The following is a 24,446-nucleotide window of genomic DNA, read 5'->3' as shown; positions in this document are numbered from 1 at the left end:
GAAAGGAATGACGATTTGATGTTACAACGTGTTGAATATATAGAAAATGATCCAATTAAGGACGTATTGAAGCATTCGACCGGTCCGAGTGAAATAAGCTTAATTAAAGCAGTGTCATTGTATGAAAACAACCATGCAGTGCTATATAAATATGGGAATAAGGCTTGTATTGGTATAGCGTTAATTGATACAAATAGAGCGAGAATATGCCACATAGCGGTTGATGAAAAATATCGTCATCAAGGAATTGCACTTCAAATGATAGGAGAAATAATTAGGAAGTATGAGTTAACATATATAGAGGCAGAGACAGACGAAGAGGCAGTTGAATTTTATAAAAAGTGTAGGTTTAAGATTAAAAGTTTGGGAGAAAAACATCCAGGGGTGGAAAGATTTCATTGCCATTTCAAGAATGAACAGTTAAGAAGTATGTGAAATATGTAATTTTACATATTTAGTTTAGTTTGAAAAAAACGATATATACAGTATATAATAAAGATAACTGGAAAAATATAGATAAATAGAAATTAGGTGTAAAACACATGAGAATGGATAAAAGCAAATTTATGAAAATTGCAGCTTCAATAGGAGTGTCATCTTTTCTATTAACAGGATGTGCTGATAATGATGAAGAGAGCACACAAAAAGAAAGTAGTGCTGTAAAAGTAGATGGTACGAAGCAAGAAAGCGAACAAGAAACATTAAATTGTGATGATAAAGCACCAACAACAGAAAATATAGAAAAAGAAGAATTATGTAGAGAGAATCATTCACCTGCTACATTTAATAATGAGGGTTCACACTTGCCAATACTTCCGTTCGTGGCTGGGTATTTATTAGCAAGTAAGACGTCGAATATGTATAATACGGCGAAACCAAATCTTATGAAGAAACCATATACTAATAATTTTATCCCATACAGTGAAAAGGATGAGCGCAGAACTGGTGGCAGTGGTGGTGGATATTATGGAGGCACTAGTAGTAATAATGATTCTTCAAAGAAAGTGGATTTAAATAAGCAACAGCCGAACAATTCGACTAAAGTGACGCCAGATTCAAATACGTCAAAATCTTCTACTACACAAACGCCGAAAGTGAATTCTGGTTCAAGTGGAATTGGAAACGCAAAAGCACCAGCTGGATCCTAATTTGAAAGGATAATGGAGAAATGTATACAGAAAAAGAACAAGAAGAGTATATGAAAATCTGATTTTCTCTTGCAGAAGAGGCTGCTAGAAATGGATTTACATGGCCGAGTTTGCTAGAGAGTGAAGAATGGAATCAATATATGGCAACTGGTATGTATCGTATGCCAGTACGTACATATTCTGCAATTTCTAAAGCGACAGAAGAAATTATGTATGTGTTATATAAAACATATCAATACATTACAAATACACCAGCGCAATTTCAAAAACTTAGTTTTCCACCAGAGACGTGGGAAATTGCAAGAATGAAACATACTGGTTTATTTTCATATTTTACAAGGCTTGATTTCATCGTAAATCATGATGATATTAAATTAATTGAAGTAAATTGCGATACTCCGACCGGTTATTTAGAACCATCTGTCGCGAATGAAGTATTGTGTCGATATCATGATGTAAATCATCCGAATCATATTGAAGAGCATATTGTGCAAGCTTGGGAACAAATTAAACATGATTACAAAATAAGTCCTGACGAAACGATTTATTTTACAAGCTACGATTGGCATGATGAAGATCATCAAACAGTTCAGTTTTTAAGAAGTTATTGCTTACAACAACAAACGGATTATGTAGGAATACAAGATATTGTTGTTGCAGATGATGGATTATATACACCGAGCGGAGACCGAATTAAATATTTATACCGACTATATCCAATTGAATATTTAGTGTCGGACGTTGATAAGAATGGAAAAAGAATTGGTCTACAATTTTTAGATCATATCGCACAAGAAAGAGTGCAAATTATAAATCCACCTGCCGCCTTTGTAGTGCAAAATAAAGGTGTACTCGCATTAATTTGGCAACTTTACGAAGATGAAGTTTTCTTTGAAAAAGAAGAGCGAGAGATCATTAAGAAATACTTCCTTCCAACGTATTTTACAAATAAACGATTCTTAGAAAGAAAAGAATCATATGTTTCAAAACCATTATTTGGACGCGAAGGCGGCGGAGTTTCTATTTATGAAAATGATGAACTATTAGCTGAAGATCAAACAGAGTATTATTTTGAACAACGAAAAATATATCAGCAATACGTAGACATGCCTGACTATACAATTGATACGTGGGATGGACCGTATACTGGTAAACTACTTATCGGTTCTCATTGTATTAGCGGAAGAGCAGCGGGACTGTTTTTACGAGTAGGTGAAAGAATAACAGGGAATTTATCAATGTTCACTGGGGTTACGATTGAAGGGTAATATGCATAGCAAAGGTAAAGACCGTATTCGTATGATAGTTGATGAGAATGATATTCCACGTATGAAGTTTTTAGATGCTGAAGGAAAGGTTATGTATACACTCCCGCCAGAATAATAATCTTAGAATATATTTTGTAGTAGCAAACGTTTCATGATGTTGAAAGAAATGTAAATTTAAATGCAATATATCGATGAATAATATATTAAGGGGCTCGACTTTCAATGGCAAGAAAACTATTAACACAAAGGTTCCCGATTTTAATTCCCTTCAGAATTAGACAACGCAGGTTGTTTAAAAAAATACATGACCGTCTTGAAGGGTATAAATTTCCAAAAACATTTGAACAAAACCCATTACCTTACAGAATTTATAAACATAAATCTTTACTTATTAGAAAATTAGGTGATACGGACATACAGCTGCAATACAACAAAATTACTAATCTAAGATTAGCTATAAGCAAAATAAACAAGGTTGTAATTAAACCGGGAGAAACATTTTCATTTTGGCATCTTGTTGGTAATTCTGATGAAAAGGCTGGATATAAAGAAGGAATTATTTTAATGAATGGTGAAGCGATAAAGGGAATAGGCGGTGGTCTTTGTCAGTTAGGGAATCTTCTCTACTGGATGTTTCTTCATTCAGAGTTGGAAACAGTAGAAAGGTATCGTCATAGTTTTGATCCATTCCCTGACTATGGACGGGTGATTCCATTTGGAACAGGCGCTACTTTGATGAATGGGATTATTGATTTGAAATTAAAGAACAATTCGAATATTTCCTATCAAATTAATCTACATATTGACGAGGAATACATTTACGGAGAAATTAGGGCATCACAGTATCCCCCATATTCGTATTCTATTATTGAAGAGGATCATCGTTTTGTAAAAAAGGCAGATGGTCAAGTATACAGGAAAAATAAAATTTATAAAAAAATTGTTGATCGTGTCACAGGTAACATAGTTGGTAAAGAACTAATCATAGAAAATGATTGCCTAGTAAAATATGAAGTAGATGATGAGAAAATAGCAGGTTCTTCATAAATCGAAACTTTCACTCGTTTAAAGATATTTGAAATAGCAATGTAAAACATTTCAAATTAAACTCTTCCAAGGAAAATATATGAGGTCACATGTAAGCAATATGTAGTATTTCGCACATCGAAATAGAAAGAGCCCTAGGATAGAACTGTAAAGTCAGCTATTCTAGGGCTTCGTTTATTGTGTTTTGATTTAGGAATGAAACAAGTGGTTTTGTTATTGTACTTCGTTTATTCTACAATAGAGTGGATAATTAAGTTAAAAATTAAGAAAAATATGATAATATATTTATGTATTAGTTTAAATCAAAATGGGGGAACAATCGTGAAAATGAATGAAATAGTGACGAGTACACAATTTCCAAATACAATCGAAACAATTACAAATGATTTGAAAGAACTAGGGATAGAAAAAGGAATGACAGTTATTGTACATTCTTCGTTAAGTTCCATTGGCTGGGTATCTGGCGGAGCAGTTGCGGTAGTAGAGGCATTAATGAAAGTTGTTAAGGAAGAGGGAACAATTATTATGCCGACGCAATCTTCGGATTTATCTGATCCGAAACATTGGGCAAGACCACCTGTACCAGAAGACTGGTGGCAAATTATCCGTGATAACGTCCCAGCATTTGACCCACGTATAACACCAACAAGGGCAATGGGAAAAGTAGTTGAATGTTTTCGTACATATCCGACTGTATTGCGGAGCAACCATCCGCTCAGTAGTTTTGCAGCATGGGGGAAACATGCGGAGGAAATTACAGCGAATCATTCACTTTCCATAAGTTTTGGAGAAGAATCGCCATTAAGAAAAATATACGATTTAGATGGATACATATTATTACTTGGTGTCGGGTATGACTCCAATACATCCGTTCATTTATCTGAAGTACGTACAGGAGCGCGTGAATTAATAAAAGTAGGAGCTCCTATTATAGAGAACGGTGTAAGAGTATGGAAAGAGTTTGATGAAATGGATTATGATTCTGATACGTTTGTAGAGATCGGAGTGGAGTTCGAACGTAAAGAATCTGTAACGCTTGGGAAGATAGGGAATGCAACGTGCCGCTTTATGAAGCAACGTGATGTAGTTGACTTTGGAACAGAGTGGTTTCGTGCGAAAAATTAGTAAGGGATGGTTATGATGAAGGGGAAAAAGGTATTAATTACGAGCGGTGGTTGTCTAGAAAAATGGGATCAAGTACGAGGACATACTAATTTAGCAAAAGGTACGATTGGAAGAATTCTTGCGGAAGAGCTAATGGCAAAAGGAGCACATGTTATATATTTACATGGCTATTTTGCTGAGAAGCCAGGCGATGTAAATAACCAATTAGAATTGCATCCATTTGAGGGGATTATTGATTTACAAGATAAGATGAAAAGTATTATTACACATGAAAAAATTGATGCAGTTATTATGGCTGCTGCGGGCTCAGATTGGATTGTTGAAAAAATCTGTGATCAAGATGGAACTGTTCTTAATATGAACGGAAAGATTTCAAGTGATATCGCACCAATTATTCATTTTCAAAAAGCACCAAAAGTATTAAAACAAATAAAGAACTGGGATCCAGAAACGATACTTGTTGGCTTTAAACTTGAAAGTGATGTAAATGAAGAGGAACTAATCGAAAGAGCGAATAAAAGAATGAACGATGCAAAAGCAAGTGTAATGGTAGCAAACTCACCGCATTCTTTATATTCTCGCGGAGCTGTGCATCATGTTATAGGAGAAAATGGTGATGTAAAGCTATGTAATGGAAAAGACGAAACAGCCAAAGAAATTGTAAGTAGATTAGAACACTTATGCAATCGCATTACAGCTTTGTAAATTTACGATTTTAGAAAGAGATGAAGCCGCATACTATGTAATAAATGTGATTGATAATGCCATTGGATATACATAATGAACAATTGTGAGGAGTGGATCCTATGGAACAATTATTAAAGCAAGCTATTAAATTAAAAAATGAAAAGAAATATGCGCAGTCTAGAGAGATACTAATAGGGTTAACAAACTTTACGAGAGATGCAGAAGTACTTTACCAATGTGCTTGGATACATGATGTAATGGGGCTTGAAACGGAAGCTGTTCCGTATTATGAACAAGCGATTGCGAATGGCCTTGAAGGTGAATCACTTTGTGGTGCTTATATAGGTCTTGGCAGTACGTATCGTTGTATAGGAGAATACGATAAAGCGATTGCCGTATTAGAAGCAGGGCTGAATAAATTTCCAGACAATGACGTGATGAAAGTATTTTTATCAATTGCAAAATACAATGTAAAAGATCATGAAGAAGCGATGAAATTACTGTTAGAAACTGTTGTGAAAGTAGATGAGGTAAAAGAATTTGAACGTGCCATTTCATTTTATAAAGAGCATTTAAATGAGGTTTTTAAATAGAGGAGTGAACGTATGAATTTATCCATTTCGCGAAGGAGAAAAGGTATTTGGATCGGGCTCACATCCTTAATTGTGTTGTCAAACTATTTATTGTATGCCATTCCCATTGTACCAGCTGCTCCAAAAGAAGTAGTGCTCGGTTCATTATTAGATTTTATGTTCGTAATTCCAGTTATCACATATTTCTTTATTATACGAAAAAGATATTCGTTAAAGTATGTGTTTCCTGTAGTTATTGCTGGATATATATTTGCGAGATTTATTATTCCAAGCGATTATTTACAAGCTTTTTCCTATGTATCTTATATAATAGTCGCAGGAGAAGTAGCTTTTGTAGCCTTTGAATTATTCCTTCTATATAAAATTATAAAAGTTCTTCCTAAAATAATAAGAATATATAAAGAATATAAAAAAGAGTATGCATCATTTTCATATGCGATTGATAAAGCATTTGATACTACTATGAAAAGAAGTACAGCGGTGAATGTCATTCTTTCAGAGTGTAAATTACTTTATTATGCTTTTTTGTCATGGCGTGAAAAAGTACCAAAAGGTGAATTCGCATACTCTTATCATAAAAAGACTGGTGCAATCGGTGTGTATATCATGATTATTCATGCAACAGTAATTGAAAGTATCGGTTTTCATTATTTACTTCATCAATGGAATCCAGTTATAGCTTGGATATTATTCATCTTAAACATATATGCGATATTTTATTTTTTAGCTGAAATACAAGCAATGCGTAAAAATCCAATTATCGTTGCGGAAGAAAAAGTGATCATTCAAATTGGATTAGGAAAGAAAATCGTTATACCATTTACACAAATTGATAACATTGAGTTTTATAAAGGAGAACCATTAACGAAAGAAGAAGAGAAAGAGGTTCTTGACGCAACTGTTATGGAATTTATAAAAGAACCTGCAACTTTTGAAATAATGTTAAAAGAGCCGATGAAAGCGCAGTTGTTATACGGATTTTCTAAAACGGTAAGTCGTGTCCATTTAAATGTTGATGATGAGCGGAAATTTTATGATGCGGTTATGGAAAAGTTAAAACATGAGTAAATCCCCAAAATATCATCGTGCATTTGGTGTATTCGGCAATTGTATTAAAAATAATAACATAATAGTAATCGATAAAAATAAAGGACCATATATGAATCGTGGTTAATAAAATAGTAGTGGCTCATTAACTCCTTCCATTATAGAAGGAGTTTTTATGATGCGGAATAGTAAAGGAAATTATATCGACAACAAACAGTAGAGTGAATAACTGTATACTTTCTTAATAAGGGGAGTAAAGGATATAATTAAAAACAGACGTATTAACAGATACAATTCATGTCTTCTTACCTCGAATGATTTTAGAAACAGAGACTATATTTAAACAGAAAGAGATTTTTTCCACATAAAAAATAATGAGAAATAAAAAACTCGCAGCTTACTAGCTTGCGGGTTTTCATCGTAAATAATTAAAAAATATGGTAAAATTAAGAGGTAACTTATGGTACGGTTGGTTGTTCAATTATCACTTCTCCGAGTAGGAGGGGGGTGATAATACGTGAGTGAAATTGCGTTGCTACTGCAAGGTGGACTGTTTCTCGTTGCATTGTTAACGTTTATTGTCGTTTTAATTGACAAGCTCAAAAAATAACAACCCACCTATGCCTATAGAATGTGGGTTGTTGTGTTTGTACGAAACAAATAGGATAAATGAACAATCCAATCTGCTTAGTTACGTGGACTAGTGTGTAGCCGCACACTAGTCTTTTTTATTTATATACAGTTTTTAATTGTTTTATGTGATTGTATTGTTCTTTTCATACTTATTATAACACAGTGTCTTTTCAACAAGAAAGGAGACCGTATGTTCTTATGTGGATTAAATAGAAGGTGCAGTTTCTTTAAATAGCCCATCCATATACTGTTTTAAATTTTCTACATAAAACTCTTGTTTGTCAACATTATTCACTCCGACAATTGGTGATGGAAGATCATATCTCTTTTCTGATAAATGAACGACAATATCAAAAATATCAAATAGACGAATGAAGCAGAATAGGCCATCTTTATCGCTAAGTAAAATAAAGTAATGGTTATCACTCTTTGTATTTAATGTATTCCATAAAGAGCTTTTGCTTAAGTCACGGACAATACTCTTTTCCTTTAACTCCATGAAATCGGCATTCGATAGAATGGTAGAAATATTAATCGCATCTGGATCTTCAAAGTAGCCGTCAATTGTTTGTACAGCGAAAGTATACGCCATTTTTAATACACTCATTTTATACTTACGATTATCTAAAAGTAATTCACGTTGAATAGAACTTGCTACTTTTGTTACACGCTCTTCTTTCCAAATTTCATTATGCAGAGAAATATCGTGCTTTTTACATAGTTTCATAATTAATGCATTGGAATAAAGTATTTCATCACTTACTTCGACAACATCCGTCTCAGCAGCTGCCAGCTCCTCACCATGTTCATTCGTATAGAGAGGGGAGTCGATTTGCTTTTTCATTTGCTCAATCTTATATTGACTTAATTTATGCCTAATTAAAGGACGATCAACATTTGTTGTCATATGTTCATGACAGGAATCACAAATTGAGTTTGTGAAATAATATCCACATAATATCTCTGGGATGACATATTGTTCACTTAGTTCTTTCGTATCTTTTCTGCAAATGATGCATTGTGTCATTTTTATCACCTTTACCTGCAAATTTGTTTGTAATCTCATTGTAGTGTATTTAATGATATTTTGGAATATTGTAAAGGAAAATATTATGTAAAATTCATGTTTATTTTGGTACAATGGAGAGAAGTGCTAGTTTAAAGGAGGACGTTTTTTTGAAATCGAAAGTGCACTTTTGGACATTAGAAGTGCTGATGGTTGTAGGAATCATATTTATTTGCACGAAAATATCGTTTCTATTTCAACCGATTGGTATCTTCATATCAACATTATTTTTCCCAATTTTAATCGCGCTATTTTTATACTTCATATTTAACCCTGTGTTAGTTTTCTTGGAGAATAAAAAAGTACCTAGAAGTTTAGCGATTTTACTGCTGTACCTTTTTATCATTACATTAACTGGGGTTGCTATTGGAGTAGTCGTTCCAACCATCTCACAACAGTTAATGGATTTAGTAAAAAATATGCCGACATATATAAAAGAGGGAAAGGTATACATACAAGATTTATCCCATCACAGGCTATTTGAATGGTTATCTACTCAAAACTACGTTTCCATTGAAGCGATTGAAAAAAATGCGATTGAATACTTAAAGGAAATACCAAATACTATTACGTCGAGTGCAACGGCTTTATTTGGTATTATCACGAACGTTGCATTAGTCATATTTACAGTACCATTCATTTTATTTTATATGTTTAAAGATGGACATGCATTTCCAGGGAAAGCTGTTAGTGTATTACCAGAGTCTTACCGAGAAGAAGGACTTCGTATCATAAAGGAAACGAACGAAACATTATCTGCATATATTCAAGGTCAAGCGCTCGTTTGTTTATTTATCGGTGCTTTTACATTTATCGGTTATTTAATTATCGGTTTACCGTATGCTTTCGTTTTAGGGATTATCGCAGCATTTACAAACATTATTCCAAACTTAGGTCCATTTATCGGAGCAGCACCAGCTGTCATTGTAGGTTTGTTTGTTTCTCCGATGCAAGCTCTGTACGTAATTATCATTGTAACAATTGTACAGCAGTTTGAAAGTAACATCATATCACCGCGTATTATGAGCTCAAAATTAAACATCCATCCATTAACGATTATTATCCTTATTTTAGGGGTAGGTAACTTTGCGGGAATTATCGGGATGATTTTAGCAGTGCCTGTTTATGCGGTAACTAAAACAGTTGTTTCGAACTTAGTGAGATTGTTTAAGACGAAACGGAGTAATCGGAAATAGAATATATTGATAAAGATACACCACTTTTGAAGTGGTGTATCTTTATTTGTAATTTGTTTTTAAAGAGTGTATTAAATCAATATTATTATATATTTTTTATATATCAAATCGAGCAGAAAACTTGCATAAAATGAGCTCAATAAACTATGTGGAATCCCTCTGAACTATCCAAATCATTTCTTTACAGTGCGTAATTAACATCATAATCGACTCCTTTCGTTCTAAAATAATTTCATACAATTATAGGTGAGTGTAGTACTTGCTTCTACGATCACGAATTTCATCTATAATCTGTTTATACTGTTGCTCTTGTTTTATTTCATTTTCAGATATCGTCTCTTTTTGAATCGTAATGGTTAAAAAGAAAAGGTGAAACTTCATACATGAATTCCTCCTTTCGAATAGGAATTACAGGTGACTACAGTAATGACTTTGTCGTTCTTTTACGTTGTCCATAGCCTGTTTAATTTGTCGGTCATGAAGCATATCAGACTCAGATAGCTTATTTTTTTGAATGGTAATCGTTAAATAAAATACTCGAAATTTCATTGGATTTTTGCCCCTTTATAATTTATTTAGTAAAGACGATTGTAATAAGAAGACTGACGCTCTTTCACTTCGTCCATAATGTTTTTAATATGTTGTTCACGTAAAAATTCATCTTTTGAAGGTTTACGTTTTTGAATAGTGATAGTTAAAAAGAATGCTTTAAATTTCATTAAGATATTACCCCTTTATAATTTATTTAGTAAAGACGATTGTAATAAGAAGATTGACGCTCTTTCACTTCGTCCATAATGTTTTTGATATGTTGTTCACGTAAAAATTCATCTTTTGAAGGTTTACGTTTTTGAATAGTAATAGTTAAAAAGAATGCTTTAAATTTCATTAAGATAATGCCCCTTTAAAATATATTTTTAATACATTTGTGTATAATACGAACTTTTAATGTCCGTTATTTTATCCATAGTTTGTTTTAATTGTTGCTTACGAAAGATTTCAGCTTCAGATATAGTTTTTTTCTGAAGTGCCGCCGTAAAAAAGAAAATATGAAAAGTCATAAACGAATTCCTCCTTTCGAAAAGGAATTACAGGTGATCAAAATAAAGCACTTGGCGCTCCTTTACATCGTTCATAGCTTTTTCAATTTGCTCATTATGAAGAATTTCAGCATTTGAAAGAGTATTTCTTTGAATCGTAATACTTAAAAACAATACGCTAATAGTCATCAAATGTTGCTCCTTTCTTTAAAAAATAATGTAAGAGACCAAAAAATCGCACAAAAAAGCCACAGGAAGATAACGTTCTCCTATGGCTGGGCGTGAAAAAGCCACAGGAAAGCATACGACCTCCTGTGGCGAATTTATGAATTAAAAGAAATAATGTACGATTTTCAATTCTCCATTAGGGTGGTCGAACTTCTATTTAATTGTCCGAAAAACAAAGGCGCAACTAACGCTAAAGTTAATGCATGTAATTGTAATTTCATCATTTCATTCGACCTCCTTTTAGAATATTTTTCTTACGTTAGTAAGTATATACAATTAATGGATAATTGTAAACATAAAAAGTGAAAATTTTTAATTTTGATTAAAATGCGTATATTTTGAAGGGTTTTGAATGTATATATTGTATTACTCGAATTATATATAGAAAGTGGGGGTGTCTAATGAACTATATGAATAAAATAGCAGGTGTTATGCTAACAATTTTTTTATTTGTTACTGCTTGTTCTAACGGAGGGAGAATAAAAGAAATATCAGATATTGGACCAGCGGATTTTAAGAAATATACGTGGACATACGTTGGAAATAATTCCGATGTGTCTGCGATTGTTAACAACTTACCTGGTGGTGAAACAGCTCAAAGTTTAAGCTTAAAAAATGAGAAAATCACGGTGAAATACGGTGAGAAAAAGAACGATAACTTAACAGAAGATATGATTGAGACGTATTGGTTTGACGAAAAGGATACGATGAAAAAGAACTTTCTCTTTAATGCTATCTATCTTGCAATTTTAGTACCAAATGCGAAAGGGTATGAGTTTCAGCTGGAAACTAAGAATTTTACTCTGAAAAGAGAAGAACTCTTGCCCATACTTTATAAAGAATTTAATGATTTTCCGAAAGGTGATCAAATATGGAATAAGGGAATCATAATGAACTTCTTTTACGGTAATCTAGAAAAAATAGTAGCGCTTGTTAATAATAAAGATTTTCGGAAACAATTTTTTGATGAACATCCTATACGGGAAACTAAGTGAGATGGTGGGGGAAAGATGGAGCTTGTTTATAAAATTTCTTATTTCAGAATGTATGATCATTATTTACCAAAGCTAACACAAGTACTAAAGTGTTTAAACGCGGAAGACTTGTGGAAAAGAGAAGGAGAGGCTAATTCAATTGGAGGTATAGTATTACACATCTGCGAACATGTAAAAAGAAACACGATTCGTTACTCGAATCCAAATGTAAATTTTGAAAAGGGGATTGAAGAGTACTTTCCAACGAAGTCATTAAGTGCTGAAATGCTGCTGGAAATTGTAGAAGAAGTATTTCGTGAATGGGGAAACAAGTATATAAAAGCGTGTAAAGGAAGAACCGAAATTGATCTGCATAGCTTATTACATTTAGTCGAGCACACAAGTTATCATTTAGGGCAAGTAGTAGACCGAACGAAATCTTTAAAGCGAGAGAGGTTTAACTTTTGTCAAAATGGCATCAATGAAAAGGATTTGAGAACGAAGGTTGAAAATACGAAAATTTTCGAAAGAGAGTCATTCATTATCGAATGATTCTCTTTATTTTATGAAAATTATGGTAAAAAATAAAATGATGTGATATGGTTAATTACATAAGTAATGAACCTATGGACCTAAGGTGGTGAAATTGTGAAACCAACTCTGGAGCAAAATAAATTAATATATATACAAATTGCAGAAACAATCGAAGCTGATATTTTAAAGGACATATTGCTTGAGGAAGAACAAGTTCCATCTACAAATCAATTTGCAAAGATGCTACAAATTAACCCGGCAACTGCGGCGAAAGGGGTAAATCTATTAGTGGATGAGGGCATTTTATTTAAAAAGAGAGGGATTGGAATGTTTGTTGCAAGTGGTGCGAAGGAAGTCGTATTAAAGAAGCGGCAAAATACTTTTATGACAGAGTATTTACCCAAAGTATGGGAAGAAGCGAAAGTATTAGAAATCTCTAAAGAAGAATTAATGGATATGATTCAAAAAATTACAAAGGAGGCGAAAGAGGAATGATTGCACTTGAAACGAAAAAATTGTCCAAAAAATATAAAAAGAAACTAGCTGTAAATGAAGTAACAATTTCATTGGAAGAGCATAAAATATATGGTTTGCTTGGAAGAAACGGAGCAGGGAAAACTACATTATTAAACATACTCGCAGGGCAGATTATTTCAAGTGGTGGCAGTGTATCTGTATTTGGTGAAAATATTTTTGAAAATAGTAATGCGATGCAAAATATTTGTTTTGTAAAGGTGAAAGAAGAAGCTCATTTAAGTTATAAAGTAAAAGAGATTTTTGAACTATGTAACATGTTTTATAAAAATTGGGATCAGAAGTATGCTGAAGAACTTGCAGGGAAATTTCAGCTTAATACGAAAGAGAAATACCATAAATTATCGCACGGTATGCAAACAGTTGTAGGAATTATTCAAGGACTAGCAAGCAGGGCGCCTATTACTATTTTTGATGAACCAACTACCGGTTTGGACGCGGCACATCGGGAATTATTTTATAGTTTACTTTTGGAAGACTACGGAGAGCATCCTCGAACAATTATTTTATCAACACACTTAGTAGAAGAAGTTGTCCATGTTATTGAAGATGTGATCATATTAAAAGACGGAGCATTAATAGTTCAATCATCAGTAGAGAATTTATTACAACAAGGCCATACGATTTCAGGTCAAAAAGATAGAGTGGATGAGTTTTTAATTGATAAAAAAGTTGTTAATCGAGAAGTTTATGGAAATAAAGGGATTGCAGTTATATGGGAAGAACTTTCTACTGAAGATTATCATTCTATTGAAAATACAGGCTTAATAGTTGATGAAATCACATTACAAAAACTATTTATTCATATAACGGGTGGTGAAGTGAAATGACGATGTTAATGAAGCAATTAAAGTTACATATCAATTTTCATTATAAAGCGATTTTAATATTTTGGATTGTGGCGTTTCTAATAAAAGGAACAACAAATGCAGTAGATTTAAGGGGAATAAAAGAAGGGTTTTTACAACATATTTTAAATAACCCTTCGATTGCAAGTATATTTTTTATAGTAGTAAGCACCTTTATTATACAGGATGATGTATTTCGTTTAGCTGTTTCGTTCGGAGTAACGAGATTACAGTTTTTCATTGGATCAGTTTGCTATATTATATTACAAGCAGCATTATTCTCATTCCTTCAAGTGTTTCTTTTACAGAATACATTGTATAGTACTGTAAATTCCAGTTTAGGAGAAAACTCAGTACAACAGTTCATTGTCCAATTATTATTGTATGTTACAATATCATGTTTCTTTCAAGTAGCAGTAGTTATTAAACAACGATTTAAGTGGATTGGCCTTATGATTGGTGGAACATTTTTTTTATCAGCAAATAGTGCGCTTTATGGAGAAGTAGGAATACAAAGTTTAATTTCTATAACTAATCTATCTTTAATAAACATCCCATATTTTACTATCATTTCAATTGGATTAATTGTCGTTTATATTATGACTAGTGGTATATTCATTCGTAAAGTGTCATTTGAACAAATGGTTTAAAGCATTATTAGATAAATATTTTAGGAGAGAAGGTAAAGAAAATGGGAGATACTTCTTCACTAATAACAGTCTTTTTATGCGTGGCATTGCTAATTTTTTGGCGTCGTTACCGCTCTATGTATAAACCGATAAAGGGAACAGGAAAACGTATTTTGTGGCCATTACTATTTTTAACACCGGGTATTTTATTGCTTTTTGGTCCAGTACATCCAGCTATATTACAGGTGGGTATAGCGATATTCATTGGTGCTCTTTTCGCTATACCACTTATAGTTCTAACAAATTATGAGCGAAGAGATGATGGGAATATTTATACGAAAAAAAGTGCAGCTTTTTTAATTACTTTTATTGCGCTGGTTGTTTTGAGATATGGTTCAAGACAATATATTGTTGATCTAGATCAACAAACGATTGGTTTATTATTTTACGTCGTTGCAGTATCGTATATCATTCCGTGGAGAATTGCCTGTTATATAAAATTTAGAAAAGTTTGGCGTGGGAATAGTAATCATGCTATATAAAAATAAAAGCTTCTCATTTGAGAAGTTTTTTTATATGCAAGTGAAATAATTTGTTGAAGTGCAAGGTACCATGCAATATGATAAAAATAAAAAAATGATGGAGAGTGAAGGAGATAAAAATGCGGACAATTTTACTTTTTTTAAATAACATGCCCATTGATGAAATAGAGAGTATGAGAGAAAAGCATGATCCTTTATTCGGATTAATCCGACCACATATAACAATTGTATTTCCCTTTGAAAGTGCGATTTCAAATGATGAACTGAAATCGCATATTTTAAATTTATCCAAAGAAATTCGGCCAATTGAAATTGAGTTTGCTAGCCGAATAAGCAGCGAGAGAGAGTATTTGTTTTTGGAAGTGGAAAGAGGGAAAGAGCAAATAGAAGAACTGCATATTAGTTTGTATACAGGCCCTTTACTACAATTTTTAAGAACGGATATTCCATACATACCACATGTAACAGTCGGAAGAAAAAGTAGCGCGGAGTTAGCTGCTGAAATAGCGAAGGAGATTCCTAGTTTTCATGAGAAGTTGAACTGTATAATCGATAGAATTAGTGTGGAACGAATTGGAGAGAATGGGGAATCGATTATTGAGTTTGAAGTGTCTCTATAAAAATAGAAAGCTGGCAAAAGCCAGCTTTTTTAATTTGTAACATAGCGTAAAGCACCAATTGCACCACTATAACCATCATCTTGTAAAAAGACTGGTATTTTGTTTTGATATTCTGTATAGCTACTTATAATGTTTTGAAGGTGTACGTTATTACATAAGGTAGATCCAATGTAAACGATATGGTCAATGTTTTTCGCTTCGGCGAATTGAAGGCTTAATGCTGTGACAACTTCACCGACAAGTCCTTGAACGGTAGCTAGTATATCTGAGCTACTATAATTTGAGTCTGTAATGGCCGCTTTTCCGAAATTGCTAGCAGTTAAGCTATTATCGATAGGAGAGAGAATACCACCATAAATATCTCCAACTGTAATATCTAGACTTTTTCTTGAACCTATTTTCGTAAGAGGAATTACGTCTTCAAAATGATCTGAATTTGTTAATAGCTTTGAAAGGCCCATAATTGTACCGCCGCCAACTCCAGTTCCACCGGCGCGAACATATTCTTTGTCATCAACGTAGTGAATGGAAGTACCTGTCCCGATATTTGTTAAAACAAAATTGTTAATAGAATGATTTTCTTCGTTTAGGATATAGCGCACACCTGTAAGCGTTGCAACGAATTCATTTAATGTTACTATCTCGTATGAATTTGAAAGCAGTTTTTGTAGTTGTTCACCTTTCCCACCTGTAATACATAATTTCGTAATTAATTTATTATTATTGAGCCAATCTATAATTTTATCTTGTTCATGAGAATAAAATTTTTCAAAAGCTAATTTGTTCATTTCGTTAAAGTAAGCAATCTTTGTTAATGTTCCTCCAGCATCGATACCGACAGTACTCTCCATTTTCCTACCCCTAACTATGTAGTCTGTTTAATCAGCTTGGTATATTAATAGCTTTTCAATTGTAACGATTGATTGACCATTTACAGATGCAATTCCTTTACCGAGAATAAAACCTCGTCGGTTACGTGTTAGCTCATAATGTAAGTCAAGTTTATCACCAGGATATGCTTTTTCATGGAACTCAACTCCATCTAATGAGGAGAGAAAACCTAATCCATCAGATTCACTTGTGCTTACAAATGCACTAAGTTGGGCAAGTGCTTCTACAATTAACATATGAGGCATGTAGTTTTGATTTTCATTAATAAACCACTCGTTATGTGTAATTAGCTTGTATCCTGTAGCTGATTGAGATTCCTTAACGCTTGTAATTTTGTCGATCATTAAAAATGGATAGCGATGGGGAAGAGTATCTTTAATTTTCATACCGTACCTCCAGTTAATAATAATACCCCTGCAAAAGTTAAGCAGGGGGAGTTGTAATTAATTTTTAACTAATTCATCTACTTTTTCAAGAGAGAAAATACCGCTATTTTTAATATTTTCAACGACTTGCTGTAAGACGGCTTTATCTTGAACAAGTGCAATACGCACAAATCCTTCACCGTGAGGACCGAATGCATGACCTGGTGTGACAACGACATTTGCACGATCCATTAAAGCATAAGCGAATTCTAGAGAAGTCCATCCTTTCGGTATTTCAGCCCAAACGAACATACTGCCAGCTGGTTTATCAACATTCCAACCAAACGTTCGGAACCCATCGACTAAAGTATCTCTACGTTCTTGATAAATTCCGCGGTTTTTCTCACAAAACTCCGCGCCATTTCTTAGTGCTGTAGATGCTGCTTTTTGAATTGGTAAAAATACACCGTAATCTGTATTAGATTTAAATTGCGTAAGCGATCCGACAATTTCTTCATTTCCAATCATATAACCGATACGGCTACCTGCTAAACTATAACTTTTTGATAAAGAGTTTATTTCTACGCCAACTTCCTTCGCACCAGGTACAGATAAGAAGCTAATTGGTTTTTTGCCATCGAAATAAAATTCAGCATAAGCAAAATCATGTACGACTATAATTTGATGTTTTTTTGCAAACGCGATAACTTCTTTAAAGAAATCTTCATGAGCCATTGCTGGAACAGGGTTCCCTGGGAAGTTTAATATCATCATCTTCGCTTTTTCAGCAATCTCTTCAGGAATATCTTTTAAGTTAGGTAAGAAGTCATTTTCTTTTTTTAACGGCATGTAGTAAGATGTTGCACCGGCCATTTGAATTCCAGTTTCATAGGCAGTATAACCAGGGTCTGGAACTAAAATTATATCTCCAGGGTTTGCGTAAACCATAGGTAAATGTACAAGTCCATCTTGCGAGCCCATTAGTAATAAAACTTCTCGATCAGAATTTAATATAACATTATGAGTATTATTATAATATTCAGTTACAGATTCGTGGAATTCTTGAATACCTGATAACGTATATCCGTAACTTTCTTTTGCACTTGCTGTATGTACCATTGCTTCTCTTACGAAATCAGCAGGAGGCATGTCAGGATTCCCGATACTTAAATCGATCATTTTATGACCTGCTGCAATTTTCTCTTTTTTATAAGCTCCTAATTCACTAAATATAGAAGATTGGAATGCTTTCATTCTAGTTGCTAATGTGTAAGTCATCAAAACCCCTCCTAAAAACTGTGCTTTCTTTCTACGTTTTTAACTATTCTGAAAACACATGTTTATATTTTATCATTTTTTTAAGAAAATTAAAACGATTGACAAATTAAGAGGAGGGATGTTTGGAATACATGTCATACTTCACAAGTCATTTATTTTTTCAATTTTTTTGAAAGGGATGGCTAAATAGACAGGCTAACTCGATAATCTATCACATTTTTTATTCCATATTATTTAGGAAGTTTTGTAATTCTTGTTAATAAAATCTCGCAAGTTTTGAATAAAAAAGAACACGAATACGATGCCTAATATACCGCTAATCCAATAGTATGAGTTACCTGTAGTGTATTTTTCATAAAATGAAAGAGCGTTCCATATGATAAGGGTTACTGAACAGATTGTTGATATAATTAAAGAACTTAAGCTTCTCAAAACAAGCACCTCACAGTGATTTAATTTATTGTATAATTTTACATTCAAATTAAAGAATTTAAAAGAGAAATATATTTCTAGAGGAAGTCGTCTAAAGTGAAATAACGCAGAAAATACATTCTGCGCTTTTGTAGTATTTGGAAGTTGCTGAATTCTAATAGTTAATCATTTAATTTTTTATATGTACACATTTTCTCAGCATTCATAAAGTATACATTTAATTTACTATCGACAACTTTTATAGATTGATCCGATGTAAACGAGTTACCATAATCAATGTCATACACGTTAGAGTTTTTTACAAACGATCCTTTATATAAATCCTCTTTTTTATTCGTTGTATGCATTTCTACTAAGTTTTGAACAATTTTTTCTTTCTTTTCTTCTTTTACAACTGTTTCAAATTTATAATACGTAGGGCATTCACCATTCTTATTATCAACGACTTCCCAAGAACCAAATATATCATTATTACTACATCCACTTAGTAAAACGACTAGTATAGGGACAATAAGTAGATACTTTTTCATTTTGTGCTCCTTTCTTATTAGTATTTATAAACGTGCGAATACGATAGGAATATTGTAATGAATAAAGTTTAAATTTTTATAAAGAATTAATAAATTTTACATGAAAATATTGGTTGTGTTTGAAAAGGCCATGTTAGTAAATTAGAGAGAAGATTATGAAAAGGAAGGCATAAAAAAAGACATGGGCCCAGTAAAATGCCAGATCCATGCCAAATAACTATTTAAGTAAATTATATGTCTAACTTATTTTAAATCAACACTATGCTTTTTTAATAATGAATGTAGAGGAAAGAAGAATTGCTATTCCATTTAGAATGTAAATACCTGCAATACTAAAGGATAGGTTAGCTGCGCCAAATCCAACTTTATCGAATATAGAAGCCAATGCTGTAGTAGTAAGAAAGACAATGGGAGTTAACAGTAAAAATACGAAACCGGCAACAATTCTTCTTTTAACGCTATGTTGAGATAGGGAAATGGCTAAAAAGTTAATTACGCTAAACATAATTATAACAAAAAGAAAGATCATTAATAACTGTACGAAGGCAGTCATTTCCAAAACTCCTTTTTTAGATAATCTTTTCAATACTGTTTTCGAAAGTAGGAAGGAATAATCCTTTAAATATTTACAGTGAACATAGTAATTAGGTTTTGTTCATATAAAACAAAGAGGCATGGATCAGTATAATACTAGATCCATGCCCAAGATGTTTATGTTATAATTTCGCAGATTGTGATGATTGTTTTTCAAATTGTTTCTGCTTAGATAGGGAAATAAAAATAATTAACAATGAAATGGCTCCAAAAATTAGAACCATATACTGTAATCCAATCGTATCTAAGAAGAAGCCTGTGCCGAGTAAGACAATTTGGAACATAATTCTTTCAAACATATTACGGAATGAGAAGAGACGCCCATGATAGCTTTTTTCCACTTTCGTTTGGAAAATTGTCGACATAATAGGGAAGAAGCAGCCAACACTAAATCCAAACAAACCAAATGAGGCAAGAGCCATCCATTTTATATCGCTAAAGAACAAGGACAGATGTGCAAAAGCGGTACAAAATGCGAAGAAATATAGTAATTTTTCAGGCTTGAAATGATCAGATAAACGTTTAATTACGAATGCACCTAACATAAACGCTACACCTTCAATTGTATATATGAATCCTTTAATTGTTGGATCATGTTGCATTTCGCTAATGTTAATAACCATTAAATTGAATCCAGCTATAAATAAAAGAGGGATAATACTTAATATAAGTGCTTTAAAAGCAATAGGGATTCCTTTTAAAATACGAAATACTTCCATAAAACTATTATCTTTAGCAGATTGTTTGCTTAATGTAGCTGTTTTTTTATCTTCAAATTGTAGGAAGAAAGTTGAGAGGAATAATAAAGCGTATGCTGCCATTGAGAAGGCATACATATACTGTAAACTCATTACAACTAAAAGAATTCCACCTAGTGAAGTACCTGCAATACGAGCGATTGTACCGATATTCATATGTACACCGTTCATTTGTAATAGCTCATGCTCACTAACGATGAGTGGGATTACAGATTGTAATGCAGGGAAATAAAATGCTGCTGAAATTTGAAGTGCAATCATAAAAGCAATCATAAAGGCGATACTTTCATATTGAATAGCGAAAAACATGAAAATAACACTAATAACACGACCAAATCCAGCGTAAAGAAGAACTTTCTTTTTTTCATACTGATCAATTACTCGGCCAGCCATTGGACCAACTAGAACGCCAGCTAACAGTCCGATAAATAATATAATTGATTTCATGAAATCAGAAGGGACATATTTTTGCATAAATTCAAGGTTACCAAGAATACCAAGCCATAAACCGAGACCAGCAATGAACTCCCCAATTAATACGATCCAAACATTTTTATTACGCCACATAATTAAAAACCTCGCAGTCTTTTATAATTAAAAAATCGTATATAAAACCTCCTTATGTATTCGTTATTTTTTAACGTGTTTTTTAGAGTCAGAGTCTATATTACGTGTTTCATTAGTGGATTTCAATCTTTTTGATTTGTAAAAAATTCGCTTTATTAAGTACTGAAATAAGCAATTCACAATGTAAAAAAACTTATGATTAAATACCAATTGATAGTAAAGATAAACATAGAAAAAATAAAAAAAGCAAGAACGTATATACTACGTCTCGCTTTTTTTAATGCAAAATTAAACAATACATTCACTTAGCGACACTTATGATCTTGTCCAATAGCTAAACCGCTAAAAGATAAAGGGCCAACAACGTCTGCTCTTGTAGCACTTGTTAGATTTTCTACAGTTAATGAATATTTGTGAGTCCCGCGGCTAACATCTTGATCTATAGCTTGAAATGTTTGAGCGTAGAATTGCTCAGAATCTGTAGATTCAATCCCAACTTGTGTGTTGAAAATTTCAGTGTCGTCACGGAAAATTCTAAATAATATTTGTGATATACCCGTTATACCTTCAACTCCAACTGTAGCAATTAATTCTACTCGATTATTACGAGAATCTCTTTTTGAAATTTTTAATTTAATTTTTGCTAGAATTGCTTTTTTTGGAGAATGGGGAATTGTAAAAGTTGTTTCACCAGTTTTATTTATAGGCTGAGTTGCTTGGTAATCAATAATATGAGTCATTTTCGTCACCTCCTCATATACTAAAATATGAAGGTAACAAAGAATTAGCTTGGATATATATAATAAGATTTTAAGAGAATTGAGAAATAATGTTGAATGCAGGTAGATAATATAAAAGCATCAAAAATGAATCACAATTATGTGAGTTATTTCTTGATGCTTTTCATACTTTAGGCAGAATATTCTTCTTTACGTACTTCGAAGAATTCATTACGGCGTAAGTAATTAAAAATTTTCTCCGAAACCTTTTCTTCTTGAGAGACTAAGAAACGATGATCAAAAGCATAGAAAGATTGACCTTTAATTAATTTTACGTAGTATATTTTACACGCCTCCTCTAAGTTAGGATTTTTAATTGCTTTATATTATGATGACCTATCTGGTTGTTAATAATACTTAAAGTTTCAAAGGGTAGAAGTATAAATTTAAAAATACATTGAAATAGCTTACAAACTTGTAATATTCATGTCACCTTTTCCGATAGTTAAAATAAACCAATATCTTCTATACTACAAATAGGTTACAAAAAACAAGGGGGTAGTAAGATGGATGAAGTATTTGGAGAAGTTGTAGCAGGGATTTGTGAATTTGTAGTTGAAGTTACCGCAGATGCTATAGGGAACTTAATGTCGGGAAATGAAGAAGAAAAAGAAACACTATAAAAAGATTTGTCAAAAATTTAAATACTACTAGTGTGTAAAAGCTGATTTCTAATGGGAAATCAGCTTTTATATTTTTACATTATATTAACTTAATTTAAATATTAAACTGTTATGATGTTTATGAAACCAATAAAGGAGCTGATCAATATGTGTATGCAAAATTCTGGATTTTATGTATCTGTTTCCTGTTTGATTGTAGCGACTAAAGATGAAAAGGAGTATCATTTTATTGTTCGAGAACATCCAATCGCTGGGAAGTTTATCTCGTTATTAGAAAATGGAAAAGAGTATGGTTTATTAGATAAACAAACAGTTAATAAGGATAAATTTCTTAGATTGGAACTTGTTAAGTTAGGACATATAAAGAAAGCAGTGTTTGAAGGTTCAGCAGAATGGATATGGGTTGGTATGAATCAATTTGGAATGTATGCAAGATTGGCAACTAATAATGAAGTTGAAATTTTTGTGGATTTGCAAGAGAATATTCATCATTTAGAAGAATGTGAATGGGCCCTTTTGTAAAGGCGTTTTATGAGGTTGTGGGATAATTTCTCACAGCCTTTTTTATTTTCTCTTAAAAATCTAAGTCATCAATCACTCTAATACTACGATTTGTATACAAGAATTACGTTATGAGTATGTAACAAATATGTTTAAAAGAGGATTTGAAAATATGTAAAGAGAACTTATTAATTAAATGAATCGTATATGTAAATAACAATAGAAAGAAGATGATAAAAATGAGTAAAGAAGAGCTTGTGAAACAACAATTTGGTAGTAATGCAGAAAAGTATGTGAAAAGTAAAATTCATGCAAATGGACCGGATTTACAATATGTAGTTCAGCAAGTTGAAACTCGTCATAATACGCGTCTTCTTGATATTGCTACTGGTGGGGGACATGTTGCAAATTTGCTAGCCCCTATGTTTAAAGAGGTAGTCGCTCTTGATTTAACAGAAAAAATGCTAGAAAAAGCAAAAGGTTTTATAGAGGGGAACGGGCATGAAAATGTGTCTTTTGTAGCAGGAAATGCAGAGAGTTTACCATTTGCAGATGAATCCTTTGATACAATTACATGTCGAATTGCAGCACATCACTTTGTTGACCCTTTGCAATTTATTTTTGAAGTAAACCGAACATTGGAAGATAATGGATTATTTATATTAATTGATAATGTTTCACCAGAAAATAATGAATTTGATACATTTTATAACTTTATCGAAAAGAAGCGAGATCCGAGCCATGAACGAGCTTTGAAAAAGACGGAATGGATTACTTTATTAGAAAAACATGGTTTGCAAATGCAGTCATGTCTTACTTTTGACAAAAAGTTCGATTTTGACTGGTGGTGCGATATGATGGATGTGCCAGTGCAAAAGCGCGTAAAGCTAACAGAGTGTATGATGAAAACATCAAATGAAATGCAGGAATTCTTTAAAATCCAGTTTGAAAATAATAAAATAGAATCGTTTTATACTGAAATGGCACTGTTCGTATGTAAAAAAAGTTCAACATTAAAAAGATAAATTTCTTGCAGTCCTTCCGAAGTACGATATACTTAGTACAGAGAAAATGAGAATTGAGGAATAGTAACAATGATTCGTGTACGTATTGAGGGAACTGAGGAAGAGATGCTTGAATTTTTGGAGAAAATGCCTGACATTCCTGGATTTGAAAAAACACATATGAGAGAACCGAGAAAAGGGAATAATCCAAAATATGATTCAAGCAAAAGTGTACTAGCATATTTATCTTATAAGAAGATTGAAGTCGCCAATAAATGAAGTGACCCCATAAAGTTAGACAGATTATTTCATTAGGCAACCTTTTGGGCATGGGTCCGGTATTGTACCGGGCTCATGCCTTTTAG

General features: G+C 32.7%; 35 protein-coding genes and 2 pseudogenes. 21 read left to right on the top strand and 16 right to left on the bottom strand.

The features are described from left to right. The first annotated feature begins 18 nt into the window (after positions 1 to 18). From MR109_RS22330 to MR109_RS22285, 10 genes and pseudogenes are all read left to right on the top strand, one after another. On the top strand, positions 19 to 435 hold the full coding sequence (locus MR109_RS22330) for a GNAT family N-acetyltransferase (RefSeq protein ID WP_242273956.1): 417 nt from the start codon (positions 19 to 21) through the stop codon (positions 433 to 435). A gap of 107 nt (positions 436 to 542) precedes the next feature. Further along, positions 543 to 1,148, top strand: coding sequence for a hypothetical protein (locus MR109_RS22325; protein ID WP_242273908.1), 606 nt, complete (start codon positions 543 to 545; stop codon positions 1,146 to 1,148). Between the two features lie 20 nt (positions 1,149 to 1,168). After that, a pseudogene (locus MR109_RS22320) lies at positions 1,169 to 2,416 on the top strand (glutathionylspermidine synthase family protein). A 222-nt stretch (positions 2,417 to 2,638) separates the two neighbouring features. Further along, positions 2,639 to 3,463, top strand: a complete 825-nt coding sequence (locus MR109_RS22315; RefSeq protein WP_242273906.1) for a VanW family protein — start codon at positions 2,639 to 2,641, stop codon at positions 3,461 to 3,463. Between the two features lie 327 nt (positions 3,464 to 3,790). Next, positions 3,791 to 4,588, top strand: a complete 798-nt coding sequence (locus MR109_RS22310) for an AAC(3) family N-acetyltransferase (RefSeq protein WP_242273955.1) — start codon at positions 3,791 to 3,793, stop codon at positions 4,586 to 4,588. A 15-nt stretch (positions 4,589 to 4,603) separates the two neighbouring features. Further along, the gene (locus MR109_RS22305; RefSeq protein ID WP_048371156.1) at positions 4,604 to 5,293 is read left to right on the top strand and encodes a phosphopantothenoylcysteine decarboxylase domain-containing protein; all 690 of its coding nucleotides are present in this window, start codon (positions 4,604 to 4,606) and stop codon (positions 5,291 to 5,293) included. 101 nt (positions 5,294 to 5,394) lie between these two features. Further along, a complete protein-coding gene (locus tag MR109_RS22300) occupies positions 5,395 to 5,868 on the top strand; it encodes a tetratricopeptide repeat protein (RefSeq protein ID WP_025150861.1) in 474 nt (157 codons plus the stop codon). Positions 5,869 to 5,880: 12 nt separating this feature from the next. After that, entirely contained in the window at positions 5,881 to 6,936 is a 1,056-nt protein-coding gene (locus MR109_RS22295; protein ID WP_242273905.1) for a hypothetical protein, read from the top strand. Continuing rightward, positions 6,929 to 7,036 (top strand): annotated as a pseudogene (locus tag MR109_RS22290) (DNA mismatch repair protein MutT); the annotation flags it as partial. The gene MR109_RS22295 and the pseudogene MR109_RS22290, both read left to right, overlap by 8 nt. Positions 7,037 to 7,432: 396 nt before the next feature. Then, positions 7,433 to 7,525 (top strand): putative holin-like toxin, encoded by a 93-nt coding sequence (locus tag MR109_RS22285; RefSeq protein ID WP_001289319.1) that lies wholly within the window; start codon positions 7,433 to 7,435, stop codon positions 7,523 to 7,525. A 228-nt stretch (positions 7,526 to 7,753) separates the two neighbouring features. On the opposite strand, the gene MR109_RS22280 is transcribed toward MR109_RS22285, so the two are convergent. Further along, a complete protein-coding gene (locus MR109_RS22280; protein WP_048371149.1) occupies positions 7,754 to 8,575 on the bottom strand; it encodes an HNH endonuclease in 822 nt (273 codons plus the stop codon). 149 nt (positions 8,576 to 8,724) lie between these two features. On the opposite strand from MR109_RS22280, the gene MR109_RS22275 reads away from it, so the two are divergent. After that, entirely contained in the window at positions 8,725 to 9,810 is a 1,086-nt protein-coding gene (locus tag MR109_RS22275) for an AI-2E family transporter (RefSeq protein WP_002172385.1), read from the top strand. 240 nt (positions 9,811 to 10,050) lie between these two features. On the opposite strand, the gene MR109_RS22270 is transcribed toward MR109_RS22275, so the two are convergent. From MR109_RS22270 to MR109_RS22245, 6 genes are read right to left on the bottom strand one after another with little or no spacing between them, the layout of a single operon-like run. Further along, entirely contained in the window at positions 10,051 to 10,191 is a 141-nt protein-coding gene (locus MR109_RS22270; RefSeq protein ID WP_002172384.1) for a YrzI family small protein, read from the bottom strand. A 27-nt stretch (positions 10,192 to 10,218) separates the two neighbouring features. Next, positions 10,219 to 10,359 carry a YrzI family small protein gene (locus MR109_RS22265; RefSeq protein WP_002172383.1) on the bottom strand — a complete coding sequence of 47 codons (141 nt, stop codon included), beginning with the start codon at positions 10,357 to 10,359 and terminating at the stop codon, positions 10,219 to 10,221. Between the two features lie 26 nt (positions 10,360 to 10,385). After that, positions 10,386 to 10,529 (bottom strand): YrzI family small protein, encoded by a 144-nt coding sequence (locus MR109_RS22260; RefSeq protein ID WP_002172381.1) that lies wholly within the window; start codon positions 10,527 to 10,529, stop codon positions 10,386 to 10,388. Positions 10,530 to 10,555: 26 nt separating this feature from the next. Beyond that, the gene (locus MR109_RS22255) at positions 10,556 to 10,699 is read right to left on the bottom strand and encodes a YrzI family small protein (RefSeq protein ID WP_002172381.1); all 144 of its coding nucleotides are present in this window, start codon (positions 10,697 to 10,699) and stop codon (positions 10,556 to 10,558) included. A gap of 28 nt (positions 10,700 to 10,727) precedes the next feature. Further along, complete coding sequence (locus MR109_RS22250) at positions 10,728 to 10,871, bottom strand: YrzI family small protein (protein ID WP_025150865.1); 144 nt, start codon at positions 10,869 to 10,871, stop codon at positions 10,728 to 10,730. A 27-nt stretch (positions 10,872 to 10,898) separates the two neighbouring features. Next, on the bottom strand, positions 10,899 to 11,039 hold the full coding sequence (locus MR109_RS22245; RefSeq protein ID WP_002172379.1) for a YrzI family small protein: 141 nt from the start codon (positions 11,037 to 11,039) through the stop codon (positions 10,899 to 10,901). 440 nt (positions 11,040 to 11,479) lie between these two features. Between MR109_RS22245 and MR109_RS22240 the strand changes: the two genes are divergently transcribed. From MR109_RS22240 to MR109_RS22210, 7 genes are all read left to right on the top strand, one after another. Then, entirely contained in the window at positions 11,480 to 12,073 is a 594-nt protein-coding gene (locus MR109_RS22240; protein ID WP_002172377.1) for a DUF4825 domain-containing protein, read from the top strand. A gap of 15 nt (positions 12,074 to 12,088) precedes the next feature. After that, complete coding sequence (locus MR109_RS22235; RefSeq protein WP_071719270.1) at positions 12,089 to 12,604, top strand: DinB family protein; 516 nt, start codon at positions 12,089 to 12,091, stop codon at positions 12,602 to 12,604. A 96-nt stretch (positions 12,605 to 12,700) separates the two neighbouring features. Next, positions 12,701 to 13,081: a GntR family transcriptional regulator gene (locus MR109_RS22230; protein WP_025150867.1), complete on the top strand. Its 381-nt coding sequence runs from the start codon at positions 12,701 to 12,703 to the stop codon at positions 13,079 to 13,081. After that, positions 13,078 to 13,950: an ATP-binding cassette domain-containing protein gene (locus MR109_RS22225; RefSeq protein WP_178939686.1), complete on the top strand. Its 873-nt coding sequence runs from the start codon at positions 13,078 to 13,080 to the stop codon at positions 13,948 to 13,950. Before MR109_RS22230 ends, MR109_RS22225 begins: the two co-directional genes overlap by 4 nt. Next, positions 13,947 to 14,618 (top strand): DUF4052 family protein, encoded by a 672-nt coding sequence (locus tag MR109_RS22220; RefSeq protein WP_242273904.1) that lies wholly within the window; start codon positions 13,947 to 13,949, stop codon positions 14,616 to 14,618. Before MR109_RS22225 ends, MR109_RS22220 begins: the two co-directional genes overlap by 4 nt. A 41-nt stretch (positions 14,619 to 14,659) precedes the next feature. Continuing rightward, positions 14,660 to 15,139, top strand: coding sequence for a CcdC family protein (locus tag MR109_RS22215; protein WP_071719272.1), 480 nt, complete (start codon positions 14,660 to 14,662; stop codon positions 15,137 to 15,139). A 119-nt stretch (positions 15,140 to 15,258) separates the two neighbouring features. Continuing rightward, positions 15,259 to 15,759, top strand: a complete 501-nt coding sequence (locus tag MR109_RS22210; RefSeq protein ID WP_242273902.1) for a 2'-5' RNA ligase family protein — start codon at positions 15,259 to 15,261, stop codon at positions 15,757 to 15,759. A 29-nt stretch (positions 15,760 to 15,788) separates the two neighbouring features. Here MR109_RS22210 and coaW read toward each other — a convergent pair whose 3' ends face one another. The 9 genes from coaW to MR109_RS22165 all read right to left on the bottom strand — a co-directional run bounded on the left by coaW (position 15,789) and on the right by MR109_RS22165 (position 22,237). Next, positions 15,789 to 16,610, bottom strand: coding sequence for a type II pantothenate kinase (gene coaW, locus MR109_RS22205; RefSeq protein WP_048371133.1), 822 nt, complete (start codon positions 16,608 to 16,610; stop codon positions 15,789 to 15,791). Positions 16,611 to 16,637: 27 nt separating this feature from the next. After that, positions 16,638 to 17,036, bottom strand: a complete 399-nt coding sequence (locus tag MR109_RS22200) for a 3-hydroxyacyl-ACP dehydratase FabZ family protein (RefSeq protein ID WP_098474470.1) — start codon at positions 17,034 to 17,036, stop codon at positions 16,638 to 16,640. Between the two features lie 57 nt (positions 17,037 to 17,093). Then, a complete protein-coding gene (locus MR109_RS22195) occupies positions 17,094 to 18,293 on the bottom strand; it encodes an LL-diaminopimelate aminotransferase (protein WP_242273901.1) in 1,200 nt (399 codons plus the stop codon). Positions 18,294 to 18,527: 234 nt separating this feature from the next. After that, positions 18,528 to 18,725: a hypothetical protein gene (locus tag MR109_RS22190; RefSeq protein WP_071719277.1), complete on the bottom strand. Its 198-nt coding sequence runs from the start codon at positions 18,723 to 18,725 to the stop codon at positions 18,528 to 18,530. Between the two features lie 161 nt (positions 18,726 to 18,886). After that, positions 18,887 to 19,255, bottom strand: coding sequence for a hypothetical protein (locus tag MR109_RS22185; protein WP_242273899.1), 369 nt, complete (start codon positions 19,253 to 19,255; stop codon positions 18,887 to 18,889). 259 nt (positions 19,256 to 19,514) lie between these two features. After that, positions 19,515 to 19,808 (bottom strand): hypothetical protein, encoded by a 294-nt coding sequence (locus MR109_RS22180; RefSeq protein WP_048371129.1) that lies wholly within the window; start codon positions 19,806 to 19,808, stop codon positions 19,515 to 19,517. Between the two features lie 163 nt (positions 19,809 to 19,971). Beyond that, positions 19,972 to 21,174 carry an MFS transporter gene (locus tag MR109_RS22175; protein WP_242273898.1) on the bottom strand — a complete coding sequence of 401 codons (1,203 nt, stop codon included), beginning with the start codon at positions 21,172 to 21,174 and terminating at the stop codon, positions 19,972 to 19,974. A gap of 305 nt (positions 21,175 to 21,479) precedes the next feature. Continuing rightward, the gene (exsC, locus tag MR109_RS22170) at positions 21,480 to 21,914 is read right to left on the bottom strand and encodes an exosporium protein ExsC (RefSeq protein ID WP_098474466.1); all 435 of its coding nucleotides are present in this window, start codon (positions 21,912 to 21,914) and stop codon (positions 21,480 to 21,482) included. 170 nt (positions 21,915 to 22,084) lie between these two features. Continuing rightward, on the bottom strand, positions 22,085 to 22,237 hold the full coding sequence (locus MR109_RS22165; protein WP_071719564.1) for a YqbF domain-containing protein: 153 nt from the start codon (positions 22,235 to 22,237) through the stop codon (positions 22,085 to 22,087). A gap of 492 nt (positions 22,238 to 22,729) precedes the next feature. Here MR109_RS22165 and MR109_RS22160 point away from each other — a divergent pair, with 492 nt between their 5' ends. The 3 genes from MR109_RS22160 to MR109_RS22150 all read left to right on the top strand — a co-directional run bounded on the left by MR109_RS22160 (position 22,730) and on the right by MR109_RS22150 (position 24,360). After that, positions 22,730 to 23,098, top strand: a complete 369-nt coding sequence (locus MR109_RS22160) for a hypothetical protein (RefSeq protein WP_242273954.1) — start codon at positions 22,730 to 22,732, stop codon at positions 23,096 to 23,098. A 218-nt stretch (positions 23,099 to 23,316) separates the two neighbouring features. Continuing rightward, positions 23,317 to 24,102 carry a class I SAM-dependent methyltransferase gene (locus tag MR109_RS22155; protein ID WP_025150880.1) on the top strand — a complete coding sequence of 262 codons (786 nt, stop codon included), beginning with the start codon at positions 23,317 to 23,319 and terminating at the stop codon, positions 24,100 to 24,102. Positions 24,103 to 24,171: 69 nt separating this feature from the next. After that, positions 24,172 to 24,360 (top strand): DUF3970 family protein, encoded by a 189-nt coding sequence (locus tag MR109_RS22150; protein WP_002013371.1) that lies wholly within the window; start codon positions 24,172 to 24,174, stop codon positions 24,358 to 24,360. The last annotated feature ends 86 nt before the right edge of the window (positions 24,361 to 24,446 follow it).

This window comes from Bacillus cereus group sp. BfR-BA-01310, from assembly GCF_022664325.1.
GTDB lineage: Bacteria > Bacillota > Bacilli > Bacillales > Bacillaceae_G > Bacillus_A > Bacillus_A paramycoides.
Note: the sequence above shows the minus strand (reverse complement) of the source record. Positions and strands in the feature narration are given on the sequence as shown.

What these genes read in the sequence shown, in the direction of transcription:
- MR109_RS22225 (WP_178939686.1), top strand. Translation starts at nt 13,078, where the DNA reads ATGATTGCACTTGAAACGAAAAAATTGTCCAAAAAATATAAAAAGAAA.
- MR109_RS22180 (WP_048371129.1), bottom strand. Translation starts at nt 19,808, where the DNA reads ATGACTGCCTTCGTACAGTTATTAATGATCTTTCTTTTTGTTATAATT.
- MR109_RS22265 (WP_002172383.1), bottom strand. Translation starts at nt 10,359, where the DNA reads ATGAAATTTCGAGTATTTTATTTAACGATTACCATTCAAAAAAATAAG.
- MR109_RS22210 (WP_242273902.1), top strand. Translation starts at nt 15,259, where the DNA reads ATGCGGACAATTTTACTTTTTTTAAATAACATGCCCATTGATGAAATA.
- MR109_RS22155 (WP_025150880.1), top strand. Translation starts at nt 23,317, where the DNA reads ATGAGTAAAGAAGAGCTTGTGAAACAACAATTTGGTAGTAATGCAGAA.
- MR109_RS22245 (WP_002172379.1), bottom strand. Translation starts at nt 11,039, where the DNA reads ATGACTATTAGCGTATTGTTTTTAAGTATTACGATTCAAAGAAATACT.
- MR109_RS22220 (WP_242273904.1), top strand. Translation starts at nt 13,947, where the DNA reads ATGACGATGTTAATGAAGCAATTAAAGTTACATATCAATTTTCATTAT.
- exsC (WP_098474466.1), bottom strand. Translation starts at nt 21,914, where the DNA reads ATGACTCATATTATTGATTACCAAGCAACTCAGCCTATAAATAAAACT.
- MR109_RS22260 (WP_002172381.1), bottom strand. Translation starts at nt 10,529, where the DNA reads ATGAAATTTAAAGCATTCTTTTTAACTATCACTATTCAAAAACGTAAA.
- MR109_RS22280 (WP_048371149.1), bottom strand. Translation starts at nt 8,575, where the DNA reads ATGACACAATGCATCATTTGCAGAAAAGATACGAAAGAACTAAGTGAA.
- MR109_RS22175 (WP_242273898.1), bottom strand. Translation starts at nt 21,174, where the DNA reads ATGTGGCGTAATAAAAATGTTTGGATCGTATTAATTGGGGAGTTCATT.
- MR109_RS22305 (WP_048371156.1), top strand. Translation starts at nt 4,604, where the DNA reads ATGAAGGGGAAAAAGGTATTAATTACGAGCGGTGGTTGTCTAGAAAAA.
- MR109_RS22330 (WP_242273956.1), top strand. Translation starts at nt 19, where the DNA reads ATGTTACAACGTGTTGAATATATAGAAAATGATCCAATTAAGGACGTA.
- MR109_RS22200 (WP_098474470.1), bottom strand. Translation starts at nt 17,036, where the DNA reads ATGAAAATTAAAGATACTCTTCCCCATCGCTATCCATTTTTAATGATC.
- MR109_RS22325 (WP_242273908.1), top strand. Translation starts at nt 543, where the DNA reads ATGAGAATGGATAAAAGCAAATTTATGAAAATTGCAGCTTCAATAGGA.
- MR109_RS22250 (WP_025150865.1), bottom strand. Translation starts at nt 10,871, where the DNA reads ATGACTTTTCATATTTTCTTTTTTACGGCGGCACTTCAGAAAAAAACT.
- MR109_RS22235 (WP_071719270.1), top strand. Translation starts at nt 12,089, where the DNA reads ATGGAGCTTGTTTATAAAATTTCTTATTTCAGAATGTATGATCATTAT.
- MR109_RS22270 (WP_002172384.1), bottom strand. Translation starts at nt 10,191, where the DNA reads ATGAAGTTTCACCTTTTCTTTTTAACCATTACGATTCAAAAAGAGACG.
- MR109_RS22315 (WP_242273906.1), top strand. Translation starts at nt 2,639, where the DNA reads ATGGCAAGAAAACTATTAACACAAAGGTTCCCGATTTTAATTCCCTTC.
- MR109_RS22185 (WP_242273899.1), bottom strand. Translation starts at nt 19,255, where the DNA reads ATGAAAAAGTATCTACTTATTGTCCCTATACTAGTCGTTTTACTAAGT.
- coaW (WP_048371133.1), bottom strand. Translation starts at nt 16,610, where the DNA reads ATGGAGAGTACTGTCGGTATCGATGCTGGAGGAACATTAACAAAGATT.
- MR109_RS22150 (WP_002013371.1), top strand. Translation starts at nt 24,172, where the DNA reads ATGATTCGTGTACGTATTGAGGGAACTGAGGAAGAGATGCTTGAATTT.
- MR109_RS22240 (WP_002172377.1), top strand. Translation starts at nt 11,480, where the DNA reads ATGAACTATATGAATAAAATAGCAGGTGTTATGCTAACAATTTTTTTA.
- MR109_RS22295 (WP_242273905.1), top strand. Translation starts at nt 5,881, where the DNA reads ATGAATTTATCCATTTCGCGAAGGAGAAAAGGTATTTGGATCGGGCTC.
- MR109_RS22195 (WP_242273901.1), bottom strand. Translation starts at nt 18,293, where the DNA reads ATGACTTACACATTAGCAACTAGAATGAAAGCATTCCAATCTTCTATA.
- MR109_RS22160 (WP_242273954.1), top strand. Translation starts at nt 22,730, where the DNA reads ATGCAAAATTCTGGATTTTATGTATCTGTTTCCTGTTTGATTGTAGCG.
- MR109_RS22300 (WP_025150861.1), top strand. Translation starts at nt 5,395, where the DNA reads ATGGAACAATTATTAAAGCAAGCTATTAAATTAAAAAATGAAAAGAAA.
- MR109_RS22310 (WP_242273955.1), top strand. Translation starts at nt 3,791, where the DNA reads ATGAATGAAATAGTGACGAGTACACAATTTCCAAATACAATCGAAACA.
- MR109_RS22255 (WP_002172381.1), bottom strand. Translation starts at nt 10,699, where the DNA reads ATGAAATTTAAAGCATTCTTTTTAACTATTACTATTCAAAAACGTAAA.
- MR109_RS22215 (WP_071719272.1), top strand. Translation starts at nt 14,660, where the DNA reads ATGGGAGATACTTCTTCACTAATAACAGTCTTTTTATGCGTGGCATTG.